Source organism: Fulvivirga maritima (assembly GCF_021389955.1).
In the GTDB taxonomy this organism is placed as follows: domain Bacteria; phylum Bacteroidota; class Bacteroidia; order Cytophagales; family Cyclobacteriaceae; genus Fulvivirga; species Fulvivirga maritima.
Genome location: NZ_CP089980.1, coordinates 502,285 through 519,340 on the forward strand (window position 1 = coordinate 502,285; position 17,056 = coordinate 519,340).

Consider the following 17,056-nt stretch of genomic DNA (forward strand, 5'->3'; position numbering starts at 1 on the left):
TACATAATTGCTTTTCATATAACTCAACAGGTTTTATAACCGTGGTTAAATGATTTTTAGTATATGAACCAACCATTATCGTATATAGATCCTCAGGCTAAAATAGCCAGGAACGTAGTGATAGAACCTTTTTCTACTATACATAAAAATGTAGTAATTGAAGAAGGTTCCTGGATAGGCCCGAACGTAACTATTTTTGAAGGAGCCAGGATAGGAAAGAACGTGAAAATATATCCCGGAGCTGTAATTTCTGCTATCCCTCAGGATCTGAAATTTGCCGGAGAAGAAACAGTAACTATTATTGGTGATAACACTACCATTAGAGAGTGTGCCACCATAAACAGAGGTACTGTAGATAAATACAAAACAGAAGTAGGTGCTAACTGCCTTATAATGGCTTATGTTCATATCGGGCATGACTGCATTATTGGTGACCAGTGTATACTTGGAAACTCTACTCAGCTTGCAGGCCATGTAATAATAGATGACTTTGTTATTTTTGGTGGATCTTGCGCAGTACAGCAGTTTACAAGAATAGGATCTCATGCTTACATAGGTGGAGGCTCTTTGGTAAGAAAAGACGTTCCTCCTTACACTAAAGCAGCACGTGAGCCTCTTACTTACTGTGGCATCAATTCTATTGGCTTAAGAAGAAGAGAATTTACTTCAGAGAAAATTAATGAGATCCAGGAGATATACAGATATGTATTCTTAAAAGGTCTTAATAACTCTAAAGCTTTAGATTTAGTAGAGCTAGAACTACCTCCATCAAAAGAGAGAGATGAAATAATCAACTTCATCAGAAACTCTGACCGTGGAGTAATGAAAGGGTATAGCTACTAATGTATGCAAATATCCGTTGAAAAGCTGGGTAAACGTTATATCAACGAATGGATATTTAAAGACTTCAACTATACTTTTGAGCAAGGAAAAGGGTATGCACTTACTGGCCATAACGGCAGCGGTAAGTCTACTCTTCTCACTATTTTAAGCGGCTACCACTTGCCATCAACAGGTAAAATCATTTACCAGGCAGGCGACAAAATTATACCTGCAGAACAAGCCTTTGCTTCCTTTACCGTAGCTACGCCTTATATGGAACTCATTGAAGGCTTTTCACTAGCTGAGCATCTTGATTTTCATTTTAAATTCAGAGATATTCAAAAAGGAATAAGTCCACAAGAAGTAATGGAAGTGGCTTTACTGGAGAAATCAGCCAATAAATATGTTCAGAATTTCTCTTCAGGCATGAAGCAAAGGCTAAAATTGGCCCTTGCGTTCTACACCAAAAGCGATTACATACTGCTAGACGAACCAACTTCAAACCTTGATGCTCAAGGTATTGCCTGGTACCAGGAAGAAATGAAGAAGGTAATCAGTACAGAGAGATCAGTGATCATTGCCAGCAACCAACCTGAGGAATATAAGTCTTACTGCCCCCAGGAAATAGCCCTGACTAATTTCAAAACGTCTTAACTTTAATACAACATTTTGACATGGAAGGGTCACTTTATTGACATTTTAATGTATTAAAGAATAATTATTACTATATTTCAACCTCGTAAAATAATAAACATCGAAGCTTAAATGAAAAAATTATCTTATTTACTATCGACAGGAGTCCTTTTTGTACTTTTAACTATAATTGGATGTGGAAGCGATGATGGAGGTCCTTCTGAAGAAGAAACTCAAACTGCTCTTTTGAATGGTACCTGGACTGCTACTAGTGTAACTACCGATGGAAGTCGCAGAACAGACTATGATGGCTTTACCATTACATTTACTGATGGTAATTATACTACAAGTGGAGGTCCTGATCTACTACCTTTTAGCAATAGTGAATCTTGGGATTTTGGTTCACCAGTAACATCTAGTATTACTCTTGGATCTCAATCTATGAACTATGCTGTAACTAATGAAGCTTTAACACTTAGCTTTGCATACACAGGAGAAGGTTTCAATAATGCCAGAACAGCAGAAGTTGAAGGTGCCTGGGTATTTACATTTGAAAGATAAGATTAGATAATTACTAACTATATATTAAGAGAGACCATTTAAGTCTCTCTTTTTTTTATTTTAAGGTCACTATACTTATTCCGGCTCCACCACGCTCTACGTGTTCATCATGAATGCTTTCAATCACGTTAGAGCCCTTCAAGTGATTCCTGATCAAATCTTTCAAGATGCCATTGCCCTTACCATGGAGAATTTTCACTTCTGAGCTATTGGCTATCATGGCATCATCTATAAACTTATCTACCATACCTAATACTTCTTCTCCCCTCTTACCTCTTACATCTAGGGTGCCGGTAAAGTCCGCTACTTTTTGATTGAGATTCATGCCTGAACCTGGCTTACCATAGCTTCTGGTAATTTCTCTGGCCTTAGCCTTAGAAATTTTCTCCAGCCGCTTCTTCTTCACTACCGTTTTCAGGTCGCCGACTTTCACTTCTACATCTTTACCTCTTACATCTATCACCTCTCCTGTCACCTGATTATCTATAAACCTTACGGTATCTCCCACGCCTATTTCGCCAGGCACTACTTCTATTTTGGGCTTAGAAACTGCTGGCTTTACATCTACCTGTTCTTTTAGGTTCGCCAGACGATTCCTCATCTTAATGGTTTCCTTCTTCTCAGCCTTATTCTCCTTAATATGACGTATGGTCTTTTCTATCTCCTTATTAGTGGTAGCAAGTAAAGAAGCAGCATCTCTTTTGGCTTTATTAATAATATCCCTCTTATTATCTTCCAGCTCTTGATACAGCTTATCATACCTTCTTTTGAGGCTTTTTACTTCTTTATCCAAATCTAAAGCCTCCTGCTCACGTCTTTGTATCTCCTGAGTCTGCTTTTCCAGTTTCAAAATCAGGTCATCTACATCTACACCTTTTCTGCCAATTACCTCGCGAGCATACTTGGTTACAGTATTAGCCAAGCCTATCTTTCTGGCTATTTCTAATGAAAACGAACTACCAGGCTTACCTATCTCCAATTGATATAGCGGCTCCAGGTTTTCCACATCATACTTCATGGCACCATTAACCACTTTCTCCTTATTTTCGGCATAGTGCTTAATGTTACTATAGTGAGTGGTAATTACACCCTTAGCTCTTTTTCCTACCAGCTGATCTAGAATCCCCTCTGCGATGGCTCCTCCATAGTGAGGATCTGTACCTGTACCAAATTCATCTATTAAACAAAGAGAGGAATCATCTGCATGTTGCAGAAAGTACTTCATATTAGAAAGGTGGGAACTATACGTACTAAGGTCATTCTCAATTGACTGCTCATCACCTATATCAATAAATATATCTTGGTAAATACCGGCTTTTGAATCCTCTCTAATGGGCACCAACAGGCCGCATTGCAACATATACTGCGTAAGAGCCACTGTTTTAAGGCACACAGATTTACCCCCGGCGTTAGGACCACTAATGACTACAAAATGTTGATCTTCACTTATTACAATACTCAAAGGCTCCACCTTTCTGCCACTAGCCTGGTAAGCCATCAGCAATATAGGGTGCCTGGCCTCCCGCCAATCAAAAAACGGCTTGTTAGTGATTTCAGGACGTACCGCCTCCATGTCATAAGCTAACTTGGCTTTTGCTCTAATAAAATCTATTAAAGACAGGTAGTGATATCCTCTTTTAATATTTTGTAGATCCACCCTCAGCCTGTCAGTCAGGCGAGTTAATACTTTTATTACTTCTCTTTTCTCAGCATTTTCTAACTCTCTGATCTCATTGTTCCCTTCCAAAACCTCAGAAGGCTCCAGGTAAACAGTTTGGCCGGTAGCGGATTCATCATGCACAAAACCCTTTATTCTACGCTTATACTCAGCGGTAATAGGAATAACCATACGGCCATCTCTTACTGTAAGCGAAGCACCTTCTGGCACGTAACCATCTTTAACGGCATTCTTATAAATGGAATCAAGGGCTCTTCTCACCTGAGCATGCTTGCCTTTCAGGCTTCTGCGCACCTCTGCCAGGCCTTCACTAGCCGAATCCTTTACAAACCCACCATCATCAATTTTCTGACTTATGGCATCTATAATGGTCTCATCAAATTTCACCAGGCCATTCATAGATGATAAATATGGGTATGACTCCTCCCTTTTTCTGAAGAATCTAATACAAGCCACGATGGTTTTAAGAGAATTATTTACTCTTAAAAATTCATCTTCGGTCAAAAATGTGCCTTCAGCTCTTATACCCTTTAATGATGACGATACATCATAAAAATAATTGGTAGGGAAAGGCTCATCAGAGGTAAGAATACTTAGAAACTCTGACGTCTGAAATAACAATTTTTCTACCTGATCTATCTCAGTAGAATACCCTATTTTATTTACTATTGAAATTCCTAAATCAGAAAGGCATCTCTCCTTTAAGAAATCTCTTATTTTATCAAATCCTATTTTCTGCTCTAATTCCTTAGGATATAGCATTTTTACTCCTTGTTTTTATCCTTTTCTTCATCCTTATCAGCTGCATCACCTTCTTTGGGCTTATCCTTGCCTTCTCCTTCCTCTTCCTTCTTCTCTTTGAGGCGTTCCTGCTTTAGGTTAAGACTATCCAACACTGATTCATACACCTTCTCCAGCTGCATAGGATGATCATAATAATATGTTAAACTTTCTCGGTATACGCTATCTGACACGTTATGTTTTTCATAAAGTGCCTTTTCATAAGCATTAAAGATGGCTAAGGAAGAATCTCTGGTTATTCGCAGATTATTCACCTTACCTTCAGCAAGATACATATCCAGCATAATTGATATCATCTCATCTTTTTCGAGAATCCCTTCAGGCACGTCATCGCTAGACGAACAACTCACCAAAAAAAGATAACATATAATAAAAATTTTCGTTCTCATGTCAATAGTTTTGATTTGCGCAGTATGCAAAAGTGATCTTAACTACGCAAAAATCCATTAATACAATATTTTTCCCTGCTAAATAATTCACGCTTTTGCAAATTGCAGATATTCGTGAAATTTGTAACAGTTTTACAGCGAAAATTAGGCCAATGAAACACCTTATAAAAAAACTACGAAAGTATGAAATACAAATCAGGAAGGCTATCAATAGCCAGATGCAAGGTGATTTTCATTCTATATTTAAAGGATCAGGGTTAGAATTTGATGATGTACGCACCTACCAGTATGGTGATGACATCCGTACTATTGACTGGAACGTAAGCGCAAAAGGGCATGGTACCTTTGTAAAAACCTTTAAAGAAGAAAAAGAACAAACTGTATTTTTTATACTCGATGTAAGTGGATCTCAGGAAATAGGCAGCCCTGGCAAACAAAAAGTGGATATCAGCAAAGAGATCTGCGGAGTACTTTCACTTGCTGCCATTAAGCAAGCCAGCCAGGTAGGACTCGTCTGTTTCTCTGACCAAAAGGAAAAATATGTAAGACCAGGGAAAGGCCCCAAGCAAGCTTATGAAGTCATTAGCAGCCTTAGCCACCTACAGCCTACTTCTTATCTTACTGATCTGAGCAAAGCCATATTATGGACGCTCAATGCTGTTAAAAAAAGAAGTGTAGTGATTTTTATTTCAGACTTTATAGATGAAGGGTATCAGCATAATCTCAAAGGCCTGGCCAAGAAGCATGATGTAGTAATGATCAGAGTTACCGACAAAAGAGAAACCAGACTGCCTAAATTGGGCATTGTACCAGTTTTTGAGAAAGAAAGCCGTAAAACTATTTGGGTAAACACCTCTTTTGGTAATTTTAGATCCAGAATAAAACAAAACTACGCTGACAACGAAGAGGAGCTATCTATTTTTGCTAAAAAGCATCAAATAAATTTCATTTCAGTAGATACTGAAGAAGATTATGTTCCTAAGCTTCTTAAATTATTTAGAGTAAGAAATAAAACCGTAAAGAGTGTTTAAAGGAATTTTAAGTCTAACATTAGTTTTATTTTTTGTAAGCCAAGCCATCAAGGCACAAGACATCAACCCTCAGGGGCAGTTTCTTGAAGATACCATTAAGATTGGATCTCCCATTGGCTTCTCCTTATCTGTGAAACACCCACGATCCATTGATGTGGTTTTTCCTGATTCATTATATGATTTCTCTCCTTATGAGATAGATCATAAGCTATATTTCCCCACAAAATCTGATAGCCTGATAAGCTATGATAGTGCTGTTTATTACCTCACTTCTTTTGAGATAGACAGTATACAAACACTCAAGCTTCCAGTATTCGCACTGCACGGAAATGATAGCACCACTATATATTCTAATACTGACTCAGTAATACTCCAACAGCTGGTAAAAGAAGTTCCGGACTCGCTGGCAGTAGAAGAATTGCCTTTGAAGGAAAATACTACTTATAAGCCTGTAGAATTTGCTTTTAACTATCCTTATCTAATAGTGGGGCTGGCAATATTCATAGTAGTAGCTATAATCTCCATTATTGTTTTTGGTGGCAAGGTGAAGAAGTTCTTTAAAATAAAGAGGCTTAAAAAGGCATATGAAAGCTTTGTACAGCAATATGATAGCGTAGTCACTGATCAGTCACTCTCTACCAGCAAGCAAGCAGAAAAAGTACTGATCATATGGAAGCGATACCTGGAACAATTAGAAAAACAGCCATATACTAAGCTTACCACAAAAGAAATTATTAAAAGATACCAGCCTAAAGGCATAGAAGACTCGCTGACACAACTAGATATGGCCATTTATAATCCTAAAGCACATGGTGAACTTATGCCTGCATATACAAGTCTGAAAAAATATTCTAATGAAAGGTACACAGCAAAAGTAGAGGAGGTAAAAAATGACTAGTAATGCGAATCTGGAAATGCCATGGTACTCATTAAAATGGTTTTCTACTACTACTTTTAACAACTTCACCTGGGAAAATCCATTGGTACTGTATGCTCTATTGGCTATTCCTATTTTCATTATACTCAGGTGGGTTATCAGGCACTACCTTAACCAAAAGCTACCGGTAGCACTTACTAAAAGTCAAATAAAATCTAACCCTACTAACTTAGTAAGGGTACTTCCTGACTTATTATTTATAGCTTTTATAGCGCTAATAATAGTAGCACTGGCCAGACCTCAAAAGACTAATGAAAAAGTAGAGCAATGGACTGAGGGTATTGATATTATGCTAGTAGTAGATATCTCTCAATCTATGCAAATAGAAGACTTTAAACCTAACCGTCTGGAAGCAGCAAAAAATGTGGCTGAAGACTTTATTGATGGCCGCTTTCAGGACAGAATAGGTATGGTAATCTTTTCGGGAGATGCCTACTCTCTCTCTCCCCTCACTACAGACTATGAACTACTAAAGTCATACATAGAGGATATTAACTTTGATATGATTGAGAACAGAGGTACCGCTATAGGTAGTGCTCTGGCAGTGGCCACTAACCGTATGCGTGAGTCTGACTCAAAATCTAAGGTGGTAATACTCTTAAGTGATGGTGATAATACTGCAGGGAATATAGATCCTCTCACTGCAGCCAAACTTGCTGCCGCTTATGATATAAAAATCTATTCTATAGCCATTGGTAAAGAAGGTAAAGTTCCTTTCGGTAAAGACTTCTTTGGTAGACCTAGAATGATAGAAAACACCATGGATGAAACCACCCTGCGTGAGATTGCCAAAATTGGCGAAGGACAGTTCTATAGAGTATCTGATAATGAAGCCCTTCAGCAGGTATTTGACCTGATTGATAAGTATGAAAAAGCCGAAATAAAAGAATCCAGATATAAGGACACCACTGATTTTTACAGGAATTACCTCATCTGGGCTATTTGTTTCTTTTTACTTTGGCTTTTATTAAAATCTACTTTTATCTCAAACGTGCTTCAAGACTAAATACTGAATATGAACATATGTATGCCGAAACCAATCATGGCCAGGCCTACTACCAAATTCAATATTTTAAATAATCTTGGCGTAAATAATCGCCTGAGTTTACCGGCTAAATAGGCTTTCATAATATCGCTTGAGAGCGCTATGATCATTATGGTAAGGAAAAAGCCTAACAGCTTATGACCGTGATACCCATACCTGACTGTAGCCAGACTCATAGCTCCTACCCAAAATAAGAGTACAAAAGGACTTATGCCATTTATTAAAAAGCCTTTGAAAATAAACCTGAAGGTACCTTTTACAGATACCGATTTGGCCGACATGTTTACTGGTCTTCGGAATTTCACCAGATAGTATATACCAAAAATGGTAAGAATCACTCCTCCTATATATCCTATCCAGGCATTATATCCTGACTTATTTACAAACTGTGATACCCCTAAATAAGCTAAGCCTATAAACATGGCATCACTAAAAAAAATACCTAAAGCTACTAAAATAGCCTTGTTAAAGCCTTTTTCTAAGCTGGTTTGTATTAGTGTAAAAAACACCGGGCCAACCAGCACCATGAGCAAAAGACCAAACAATGCTCCATTGACAATATACATTACAAATCTGCCTTAATAAATTCCTTCCAATCATCATACTGATGACTTTTAATGACACGAGGGAATTTATTTTGCCCTCCAACTTTTCCTTTTGACTCCATCCACCTATAGAAAGTACTTACCGGAAGCACATCTACAAACACATCTCGCAGAGCGGCACTTCTTTCTACTTTATAATCATCGTTTAACTCTTTCAGGTATCCATCGAGCTTATCCCTTACTTCATCGGCACTGATCTTGATAGCATCATCTGTACCTATGTACCAATGATGAGCGAACAAAGTGCCATGCGGAATACCGGATACCGTAAATTCAGGAATGGTTATGTTTAATTCATCGGCCAGCATTTCTATGGCCTTATTCATATTATCTACCGACATATGCTCACCACACAAGCTGAGGAAGTGTTTGGTACGCCCTGTTATCACAATCTCAGCTTCTTCTTTAGAAACTATCTTCACCACATCTCCTATCATATACCTCCAGGCTCCTGCACAAGATGATAGCAATAAAGCATATTCTTTGCCTTCTTCCACTTCATCTATCATTAGCGTTTGGGCAGAAGGAAGAATATCTCCATTCTCATCAAAATTTTGCTCTTCAAAAGGCACAAACTCATAAAAAGAACCATTGTTAAGCACCATTTTCATGTTGCGAGTATCTGGCTTACCCTGAAAAGCAATAAAACCTTCCGAAGCAAGGTAGGTCTCTATATAATGAATATCTCTACCCAGAAGCCTTCTAAATCCCTTTCTATAAGGATCAAAAGACACTCCTCCATGTACATATACCGTTAAGTTGGGCCATATTTCATGGATGTTATCTACTTTATTATAGTCCAGTATTTTCTCCATGAGAATCTGAATCCAGGCTGGCACTCCCACTATAATGCTAATATTCCAGTCCTTAGCCTTCTTAGCTATTTCATTTAGCTTCTCTTCCCAATCGCGAGTTTGAGCAATACGCTTACCTGGCTTATAAAAATGTTGAAACCAAAAAGGCAATTGTGCCGCCTGAATACCACTCAAATCTCCTTCAAAATAACTTCCTCTATTATTTAGGTGCGTACTGCCACCCAACATTAAAATGCCTCCCTGAAAAATTTCTGACGGCAGATCATACTTCGAAAGGGATAAAATTTGCCTTATACTGGTCTTCTGTATGGCCTTTTTCATATCTCTGGTAATAGGGATATATTTAGAAGAAGCCTCTGAAGTACCAGAACTTAAAGCAAAATATTTGACATTCCCCGGCCAGCAAACGTCTGACTTTCCATCTTGAGCCATTCGCCACCAGTCATCATACATTTTATTGTAATTATGAATAGGGATTAACTCTTTGAAAAGTTGAAAAAAGGCCTTTGGATCTAATTCCTTATATGATTCTAATATTCTATCGAAGCTATAGTATTTACCAAACTGGGTCTGACTGGCAGTTATTAATAACTTCTTGAGTTCTTGCTTTTGCAAATCGTAAGGATTCGAATATTCTTGGTCAAGACTCTCTCTGATTCGAATTCCTTTCTTTAATAAAGTACCCAAAATAGGCATAAGCTCTCAGTTAAAATTTCTTACTTTGTCCATATAATTTTTGCATCGATATTTAAAATTATATGGTGGATATCAAAAACAATATTAAAGAATTTCAAAATTATTTGTCGGACAAATCGTGCAGATTAGTTGCCGTAAGTAAAACTAAACCTATCGAACTTCTACAAGAAGCTTATAATGAAGGGGTTAGGATTTTCGGAGAAAACAAAGTTCAGGAGCTCACTGACAAATATGAAGTCCTTCCAAAGGATATAGAATGGCACATGATCGGTCATTTACAGCGCAACAAGGTGAAGTATATAGCGCCTTTTGTAAGCCTCATTCACTCAGTTGACACCTTTAAATTACTAAAGGAAATAAACAAGCAAGGAGCCAAAAATGAACGAGTGATCTCATGCCTGCTACAGATACATATAGCTAAAGAAGAAACCAAGTTCGGTCTTTCTGAAGAAGAGCTTTTAGAGATTATTAACTCCGAAGAAATAAAATCTCTGAATAACGTTAAGGTGGTAGGTTTAATGGGCATGGCTACTTTCACTGATAATGAGGATCAGGTAAGGAAAGAATTCCGATACCTTAAAAATTTGTTTGACAAAACTGCTGGCTTAGCTTTACCCGAAAATATAGAAATGCAAGAACTATCTATGGGCATGAGTGGTGACTATGAACTAGCAATAGAAGAAGGAAGTACCCTCATAAGAGTAGGTAGTGCTATTTTTGGAGCAAGAAATTATGACAAGTAAAAGCAAGAATATTCTGGTTACAGCCTGCGTACTGGGGGCTTTATCCGTAATAATTGGCGCATTTGGCTCTCACGGGCTAAAGCCTCTATTAATAGAAAATGGCCGATTAGATACTTTTGAAATAGGCGTTCGGTATCAGTTTTATCATACCTTGGCTTTATTGGCTATCGGAATTATCCATGCCCAATGGGAAGTGAAACTATTGAGCTATGCTGCCTACAGTACTTTTATAGGCACCCTTATTTTCAGCGGATCTTTATACATATTATGCATTACTAACACCCCTGTATTAGGAGCAATAACTCCCTTTGGAGGTGTACTGATGATCCTCGGCTGGATACTCTTTTTAATAGGAATTACTAAAATACAAAAGGCTGCCTCTTAAGAAGCAGCCTTTTATATTTTAATGTCTTTTCAGGAATTACTTACTTTCCTTAGGAAGGACGTTAGCAGTAATTACCAATCTATTATTTTCATTTACAGCGTTACTCACAATAGTAATTACTTTATTCTGAGCTCCCATTTTACCGGTACTGTTAAATTTAATAGTAATTTTAGATGCTTGTCCTGGTGCTATAGGGTCTCTTGGCCAATCTGAAGCAGTACATCCGCAGGTAACCTGAACATTGCTTATCACTAAAGGCTCATTACCTGTATTCTCAAAATCGAAGGTGTATTCCACCTTATCTCCTTGATGAATATCACCAAACTCATGCTTCACTTCCTCAAATGACATCACCGGGCCATTCTTGGCTTCAGTGGCTTCCTGTGCTAAGGCACTGCATATCACGAAAATACCAAAAATAAATGCTACAAAGGTCTTCATATTAAGATCGTTTTTATTGATTATACTTCAAATTTAGGAATAAAGAACAACAATCCTGCCGTAAATTATACTAACTAACAAACATTTTTTTATTAAAATTCACCAAAAAGAGCTGATCAGTAGCACGGGTTACGGCCGTATAAAGCCACCTCACATACTCTGCATCTATGCCGTCTTCTTTGAGATATCCCTGATCTACAAAAACAGCATTCCACTGCCCACCCTGAGATTTATGACAGGTAAGGGCATAGGCAAATTTCACCTGCAAGGCATTCATATAAGGGTCCTTTTTTATTGCTTCCCTTCTTTCTCTTACTGAAGCCAGATCCTGATAGTCTTCACTCACCGCCTCATACAGCTCCCTGTTTTGCTCTGAAGTCAGAGAAGGTGTTTCTGAGTGCAGCGTATCCAGGATTACTTTAGCCTCAAAAGTGGTTTCGGTGGGGTAATCTACCATGCGCAGATGGAGCGTAGCAAAACGATAGCCATACATTTCCTCAAAAGACACAATCTTCATTACCTCCACAAAGTCACCATTAGCCAGGAAGCTGCCAGGCACATCATCAGGTGTAAATAAATAGTTGTTCTTCACTATCATGAGCATTTCACCTACCTCCAGCTCTGATTCATAAAAGTGAATCCTATTTCTGATATATTGATTATAATTATTTGCCAGTTTGTTTGATCTGCAAATGATAATAGTATTCTCCATACCAAAATTATCATAAGCGTACCTAAGGCCATCTTCCATTCGCTCACCTGTCATTTTAAATATATCCTGATGGCCTTTGGTGGTAAACTGAATCTGTGGCTTTTCAGTGGAAAGCAAATTTCTTAATCCTGTAGCATTCATTAGAATACCAGAATCCCCTTCCTGCCGCATCACTTCTGTAAGCATAGCATGATGCACTGAAGCAGAATATGCTCCTTCTAGGTAATCTTTATCTAAAGCAGGACTAATCAGCTGACCTACTGGCGGAAGCTGAGCATCATCTCCTATTAAAATAAGCTTATTACTTTCTTCAGAAAACACAAAATCAAACAAATCACTCAGCAAGCCCCTACTTCCATAACTCCTATCTTCATTGATCATAGACGCCTCATCTACTATAAAGACAGTGTTTTTAGAATAGTTCTTTTGTCGCTGAAAAGAGGGGCCTTCCGTCTCATTACCCACTTGTTTGTAAATTCGTTTATGAATAGTGAAAGCTACTCTATGAGCATATTGAGACATCACCTTAGCCGCCCTACCTGTAGGCGCCATAAGTACAAACTTGGAGTTAAAAAGCGGCAATACCTGAGTAAGCGTACTTACTACAGTAGTTTTACCCGTACCAGCATACCCCTTAATTATTAATACCGATTTTTCGCGCTTCTCTTCCAAAAAACGATCTACCTGTTCAAAGAGACGGAGCTGTCCCGGAGTAGGTTCAAAAGGAAATTTATTTTTTAATATCTGAGATGGTCTTGGCATATATTCTTTTAGTTCTCCGGAAAGATGGTAATCATAGTGGCACTGGCTTTAGCTATCAGCTTGCGTTGCTCAGCATTATACGCATACACTTCCGCTTCGCAAAAGTTCACTTTTTTACCTTGTTTTAAAACCCAGCCTTTAGCCCATAGTTTGTCCCCTACTCCTGGGTTAAGATAAGACACTTTTAGTTCGCCAGTAACCACATGTTGATCATCAGCCAACAGCGTGTAAGCTGCAAACCCCATAGTGCTATCTGCCAGGGTAGCTATCACTCCGCCATGTACTACTCCTTTTTGCTGCAAGTGCATCTCCTCCAGCTCTAACCAGCCCTCAGTGCTTCCCTCTTCAATCTCTGATAAAGAAAAATGAATATGTTTCATGAAAAACTGACGTTCCAAAAACTTCTCTACGCGACTTTTGTAATTAGGATTATAGGTTTTAAGCATATTTAGTAATTTAACTATCAAATTTTAGATTTGTGAAAAGGAGATCCTTAAATCAAATTTAGGGGAGAATCCTCAACAATTAAAAATGAAAAACATCGTTGAACAATCATTTGGCAACAAAATAAGATTAAGAGTTTGTGGCCTATGCTTTAAACAGGATGGGCTCTTGCTTGTTAAACACGAAGGCGTAGGCTCAGAAGGAATTCTATGGGCGCCTCCTGGCGGTGGTGTAGAGTTTGGAGAAAGTGCAGAGGATGCATTAACGAGAGAATTTGAAGAAGAAACAGGCCTAAAAGTAGAGGTGAAAGAATTTCTGTTTGCCAATGAAGTAATTACGCCGCCACTACATGCTGTGGAGTTATTTTTTTTGGTAGAAATTAGTTCTGGCATGCTCGGCTTAGGTACTGACCCTGAGTTAAGTAAAGAAAATCAGATAATGAGAGATATTAAGTTTGTGACTTTCTCAGAATTACAGATTATGGATACAAAAACAATACATAATACACTTCATGGAGTGAGTAACAAAAAAACGCTTATAAATATGCGCGGCTATTTTAAATTTTGATCATAATTGCATAAAATAGCGGTTTAATATATTATGTATTGCAATTCAAAAGTTTTATTATTGCACCAAAAAAATCCTAGAAAATGAATGTCACCAAAATCGTTTCTTTAATATTATTCATTTGCAGCGTTAGTTTGGCTGTCTATTTAACTAGAGACATCACCACTAAAATCGAGGCAAAAGAAAGAATAGCTAGCCAAGAAGCAGCTGTTATTTATAAACTACAACTTATCAGGGAAGCTGAAACGGCATATCAGGAGGTAAACGGAAAATACACCAGTGACTGGGATAAACTAGCTGATTTTATTAAAAATGGCCAGTTCCCAATAATTGAAAGAAAAGAAGAAATTTTCACTCTAGCCTACGGTGCAGATAGCACAGTAGTAACCTATGACACCTTGGGTATGATACCTGCCAAAGAAAGAATCTTCTACGAAACTCATAACGTAACTGCAGCCAACCACGGTATTTTTGTTAAATTTGTTGCTAAGCTAGGTGATCAGGTAACAAAAAACAGCAGTGCCTACGTTTTGAAGCAAGAGGGAAAAAACTCTACTCATAAATTCAGAGACAATGGTAAGGTGGTAAAAATAGAAGATGTGAAGCCTGGACAAGAGCTTAATAAAGGAGATCTTTTAATGACTCTTGAAGAAACCAGATTTAACCCTAACACTGATCTTAGTAAACTAGCTTACGTACCTGGATACGAGGACGTAAAATTTGAAATATACGCTGCCCAATTAGATAAAAATGGAACCGCGGTAAATGTGATTGAGGTTAAAAACCCTCAACCATTCGACGAAACCAGAAAAGAAGATGCTGATAGTAAAAACAGACGTCCTCTTAGATTTGGTAGCAGAACAGATGTAACAACTTCAGGAAACTGGGAATAAAATTTTGGATACAACTACAGCCAGCTATAAGCTCATAAAGAAAATAAAAGATGAAAAGTTTGATGTAGACAAACTTCATCTTTACAATCTTATGGTTCAAATAGGAATCAGAGACTTACAGGTGGCTGTAGTAGATTCTACCAGCAACCGTACACTCTTGCTCGAAGATTATGTTCTTGCAAGTGCTAAAACTCACTCACAGTTCTTAACGATCCTACAATCTCTTTTTGAAGAACACCACCTCCTAATGGCCGGGTTCTGGAAAAACGTAAGGATAAGTCTTAAGAATAGTAAATTCTCTCTTGTTCCTTCTTCTCTCTTTGTAAAAGAGGCCGCTGTAGACTACTTAAAGTTAAACAGCAAGGTAAACACTGACATAGAAGAGGTGCTATATTACAAGCATATAAAATCAGATGCTATCTGTATTTTTGCGGTAAATAGAAACCTTCACTCTTGGATTAAAGGCTTATACCCTAACGCAGATGTAGGCTTCATCCATCAGTCAAGTGCACTGATAGAAGGAATAACCAACTTCGAACAATCTAATAAGAAAAATACTCTCTATTTATATATTGACCGTTTCAAGCTGCACATTCTCACCTTGAAAAACAATAAGCTGGAGTATTACAATCAATTTTCTATAAAGCAATTCAACGACTACATTAAGTACATTATGCTGGTAATGAAAGGATTACAGAAAAACCAGCAAAAGAGTGATGTAGTACTTTGGGGTTATATAGGAAAACAATCTCCTCATTATCAGGAATTCTATAAGTTCATTAAGAACATTTCCTTTGGAGACAGACCTTCATACCTAAACTTTGGTTACCTATTTGATGAAGTACAAGACCATCATTATTTTGATCTGTACAGTATTCATTTGTGTGACTAACCATTACTTTTCCTCATGAAAAAAACAGCTGTTTTTCCTGGCTCCTTTGATCCTTTTACGAGAGGACATGAGGACATAGTACTGCGTGGCCTAACGCTTTTTGATGAAATCATTATAGCCATAGGGCATAATAGCAAGAAAACCAATCGCTACTTTGAAATAGAGGTGATGGTAGAGCTTATAGAGCAGACTTTCAGCAATCATGATAATATAAAAGTGGTAGTTTATAACGAGCTTACCGCTGATCTGGCCAGAAAGCACAACGCGAACTACCTGCTTAGAGGCCTAAGAAATACTACTGACTTTGAATATGAAAACAGCATTGCTCAGGTAAACAAATACCTTTATGAGCATCTTGAGTCTGTATTTTTGATTACTTCTCCGGAATTAGCAGCTATAAGTAGCTCCATTATCAGGGAAGTTCACAGATATGGAGGAAATGTTGATGATTTCATCCCCTACAAACTTCCCAAATAAGATTATTCTCCAAGAATTATAGTTTGGCTTCTTCTGCCTGCTTCTCTTTCTTAAAATAGCAGTCAAATACAAAACCTATAGATTTGTAAGAATCCTGTAAGGCATGAAAAACTTCCTTTCGGGTCATCCATCTTACTTCTTCAATATCCTCTTCGGTCTGGGGCTTCATCTTAGAATCCTTAACTATATCCATAGTATACCATGAAGTTTTCTTCAGGATTCTGCGTTTCTTCATAGTGTAGGTATGCCAGGTAGTACAGATTTTATCATTTAACTCTACCTTAACATTGCACTCTTCCTGCACTTCCCTTACTGCGGCCTCACGGATACTTTCGCCCTTATCGAGCTTTCCTTTAGGCAAGTCCCATTTTTTGAGTCTATAGATCATAAGGATTTTATCCTTTTTTCTCACCAGCCCACCAGCCGCCTTTATGACTTTAAATTTCTTCTTCAGAAATTTCTTCATATCATCATAATCGTCAATAGTAAGGGTGATAGAAATAAGCCCTTGCGGCACGGTAGTATCCAATAGATCAAAAAGCTGATCCAGGTCTTCGCGCTTAGCATGCTTTATCCACACTCTATGCAATAACTTGGCCTGAGTAATAGGCTCAATTTCTGCATTAATTATATTATTGAATTCACTCTTATTTGGCCTTTCTGAGGACCGCACAAGCTGAACAGGAATGTCATTGATGAATAGGTTCATCTAAGAATAATTAGTCTG

20 protein-coding genes are annotated in these 17,056 nt (G+C 37.9%); 12 read left to right on the top strand and 8 right to left on the bottom strand.

The window, feature by feature from the left end; translation table 11 throughout:
• The first annotated feature begins 63 nt into the window (after positions 1-63).
• From lpxA to LVD15_RS02160, 3 genes are all read left to right on the top strand, one after another.
• A complete protein-coding gene (gene lpxA, locus LVD15_RS02150; RefSeq protein ID WP_233778647.1) occupies positions 64-843 on the top strand; it encodes an acyl-ACP--UDP-N-acetylglucosamine O-acyltransferase in 780 nt (259 codons plus the stop codon).
• A gap of 3 nt (positions 844-846) precedes the next feature.
• Positions 847-1,476, top strand: coding sequence for an ABC transporter ATP-binding protein (locus tag LVD15_RS02155; protein ID WP_233778648.1), 630 nt, complete (start codon positions 847-849; stop codon positions 1,474-1,476).
• A 111-nt stretch (positions 1,477-1,587) separates the two neighbouring features.
• Complete coding sequence (locus LVD15_RS02160) at positions 1,588-2,016, top strand: hypothetical protein (RefSeq protein ID WP_233778649.1); 429 nt, start codon at positions 1,588-1,590, stop codon at positions 2,014-2,016.
• 55 nt (positions 2,017-2,071) lie between these two features.
• Here the strand turns inward: LVD15_RS02160 and LVD15_RS02165 are convergent, their stop codons facing one another.
• Together LVD15_RS02165 and LVD15_RS02170 are read right to left on the bottom strand one after the other, a co-directional pair.
• The gene (locus LVD15_RS02165; protein ID WP_233778650.1) at positions 2,072-4,456 is read right to left on the bottom strand and encodes an endonuclease MutS2; all 2,385 of its coding nucleotides are present in this window, start codon (positions 4,454-4,456) and stop codon (positions 2,072-2,074) included.
• 2 nt (positions 4,457-4,458) lie between these two features.
• Entirely contained in the window at positions 4,459-4,884 is a 426-nt protein-coding gene (locus LVD15_RS02170) for a DUF4296 domain-containing protein (RefSeq protein WP_233778651.1), read from the bottom strand.
• Positions 4,885-5,036: 152 nt separating this feature from the next.
• On the opposite strand from LVD15_RS02170, the gene LVD15_RS02175 reads away from it, so the two are divergent.
• The 3 genes from LVD15_RS02175 to LVD15_RS02185 are packed head-to-tail and all read left to right on the top strand — an operon-like array spanning position 5,037 to position 7,858.
• Positions 5,037-5,915, top strand: a complete 879-nt coding sequence (locus LVD15_RS02175) for a DUF58 domain-containing protein (RefSeq protein WP_233778652.1) — start codon at positions 5,037-5,039, stop codon at positions 5,913-5,915.
• Entirely contained in the window at positions 5,908-6,813 is a 906-nt protein-coding gene (locus LVD15_RS02180; RefSeq protein ID WP_233778653.1) for a hypothetical protein, read from the top strand. The genes LVD15_RS02175 and LVD15_RS02180 overlap by 8 nt, the downstream gene beginning before the upstream one ends.
• Positions 6,806-7,858, top strand: a complete 1,053-nt coding sequence (locus LVD15_RS02185) for a vWA domain-containing protein (protein ID WP_233778654.1) — start codon at positions 6,806-6,808, stop codon at positions 7,856-7,858. The genes LVD15_RS02180 and LVD15_RS02185 overlap by 8 nt, the downstream gene beginning before the upstream one ends.
• Here the strand turns inward: LVD15_RS02185 and LVD15_RS02190 are convergent.
• Both LVD15_RS02190 and LVD15_RS02195 read right to left on the bottom strand, forming a co-directional pair.
• Positions 7,855-8,463: a LysE family translocator gene (locus tag LVD15_RS02190; protein WP_233778655.1), complete on the bottom strand. Its 609-nt coding sequence runs from the start codon at positions 8,461-8,463 to the stop codon at positions 7,855-7,857. The two genes, LVD15_RS02185 and LVD15_RS02190, sit on opposite strands and share 4 nt — an antisense overlap.
• Complete coding sequence (locus tag LVD15_RS02195) at positions 8,463-10,013, bottom strand: GH3 family acyl-acid amido synthetase (protein ID WP_233778656.1); 1,551 nt, start codon at positions 10,011-10,013, stop codon at positions 8,463-8,465. Before LVD15_RS02195 ends, LVD15_RS02190 begins: the two co-directional genes overlap by 1 nt.
• Positions 10,014-10,078: 65 nt before the next feature.
• Between LVD15_RS02195 and LVD15_RS02200 the strand changes: the two genes are divergently transcribed.
• Together LVD15_RS02200 and LVD15_RS02205 are read left to right on the top strand one after the other, a co-directional pair.
• Positions 10,079-10,756, top strand: coding sequence for a YggS family pyridoxal phosphate-dependent enzyme (locus tag LVD15_RS02200; RefSeq protein WP_370687410.1), 678 nt, complete (start codon positions 10,079-10,081; stop codon positions 10,754-10,756).
• Positions 10,746-11,141: a DUF423 domain-containing protein gene (locus LVD15_RS02205; protein ID WP_233778658.1), complete on the top strand. Its 396-nt coding sequence runs from the start codon at positions 10,746-10,748 to the stop codon at positions 11,139-11,141. Before LVD15_RS02200 ends, LVD15_RS02205 begins: the two co-directional genes overlap by 11 nt.
• Before the next feature lie 36 nt (positions 11,142-11,177).
• On the opposite strand, the gene LVD15_RS02210 is transcribed toward LVD15_RS02205, so the two are convergent.
• The 3 genes from LVD15_RS02210 to LVD15_RS02220 all read right to left on the bottom strand — a co-directional run bounded on the left by LVD15_RS02210 (position 11,178) and on the right by LVD15_RS02220 (position 13,502).
• Entirely contained in the window at positions 11,178-11,582 is a 405-nt protein-coding gene (locus tag LVD15_RS02210; protein WP_233778659.1) for a DUF1573 domain-containing protein, read from the bottom strand.
• 70 nt (positions 11,583-11,652) lie between these two features.
• Positions 11,653-13,056, bottom strand: a complete 1,404-nt coding sequence (locus LVD15_RS02215; RefSeq protein WP_233778660.1) for an ATP-dependent DNA helicase — start codon at positions 13,054-13,056, stop codon at positions 11,653-11,655.
• 8 nt (positions 13,057-13,064) lie between these two features.
• On the bottom strand, positions 13,065-13,502 hold the full coding sequence (locus LVD15_RS02220; RefSeq protein ID WP_233778661.1) for a PaaI family thioesterase: 438 nt from the start codon (positions 13,500-13,502) through the stop codon (positions 13,065-13,067).
• Between the two features lie 85 nt (positions 13,503-13,587).
• On the opposite strand from LVD15_RS02220, the gene LVD15_RS02225 reads away from it, so the two are divergent.
• From LVD15_RS02225 to coaD, 4 genes are all read left to right on the top strand, one after another.
• Positions 13,588-14,067, top strand: coding sequence for an NUDIX domain-containing protein (locus tag LVD15_RS02225; protein ID WP_233778662.1), 480 nt, complete (start codon positions 13,588-13,590; stop codon positions 14,065-14,067).
• 83 nt (positions 14,068-14,150) lie between these two features.
• Positions 14,151-14,960: a biotin/lipoyl attachment domain-containing protein gene (locus LVD15_RS02230; RefSeq protein ID WP_233778663.1), complete on the top strand. Its 810-nt coding sequence runs from the start codon at positions 14,151-14,153 to the stop codon at positions 14,958-14,960.
• 4 nt (positions 14,961-14,964) lie between these two features.
• Positions 14,965-15,852 carry a DUF3822 family protein gene (locus LVD15_RS02235; RefSeq protein ID WP_233778664.1) on the top strand — a complete coding sequence of 296 codons (888 nt, stop codon included), beginning with the start codon at positions 14,965-14,967 and terminating at the stop codon, positions 15,850-15,852.
• Positions 15,853-15,867: 15 nt separating this feature from the next.
• Positions 15,868-16,329: a pantetheine-phosphate adenylyltransferase gene (coaD, locus tag LVD15_RS02240; protein WP_233778665.1), complete on the top strand. Its 462-nt coding sequence runs from the start codon at positions 15,868-15,870 to the stop codon at positions 16,327-16,329.
• 16 nt (positions 16,330-16,345) lie between these two features.
• Here coaD and LVD15_RS02245 read toward each other — a convergent pair whose 3' ends face one another.
• Positions 16,346-17,038, bottom strand: a complete 693-nt coding sequence (locus LVD15_RS02245; RefSeq protein WP_233778666.1) for an NUDIX hydrolase — start codon at positions 17,036-17,038, stop codon at positions 16,346-16,348.
• Positions 17,039-17,056 lie beyond the last annotated feature (18 nt).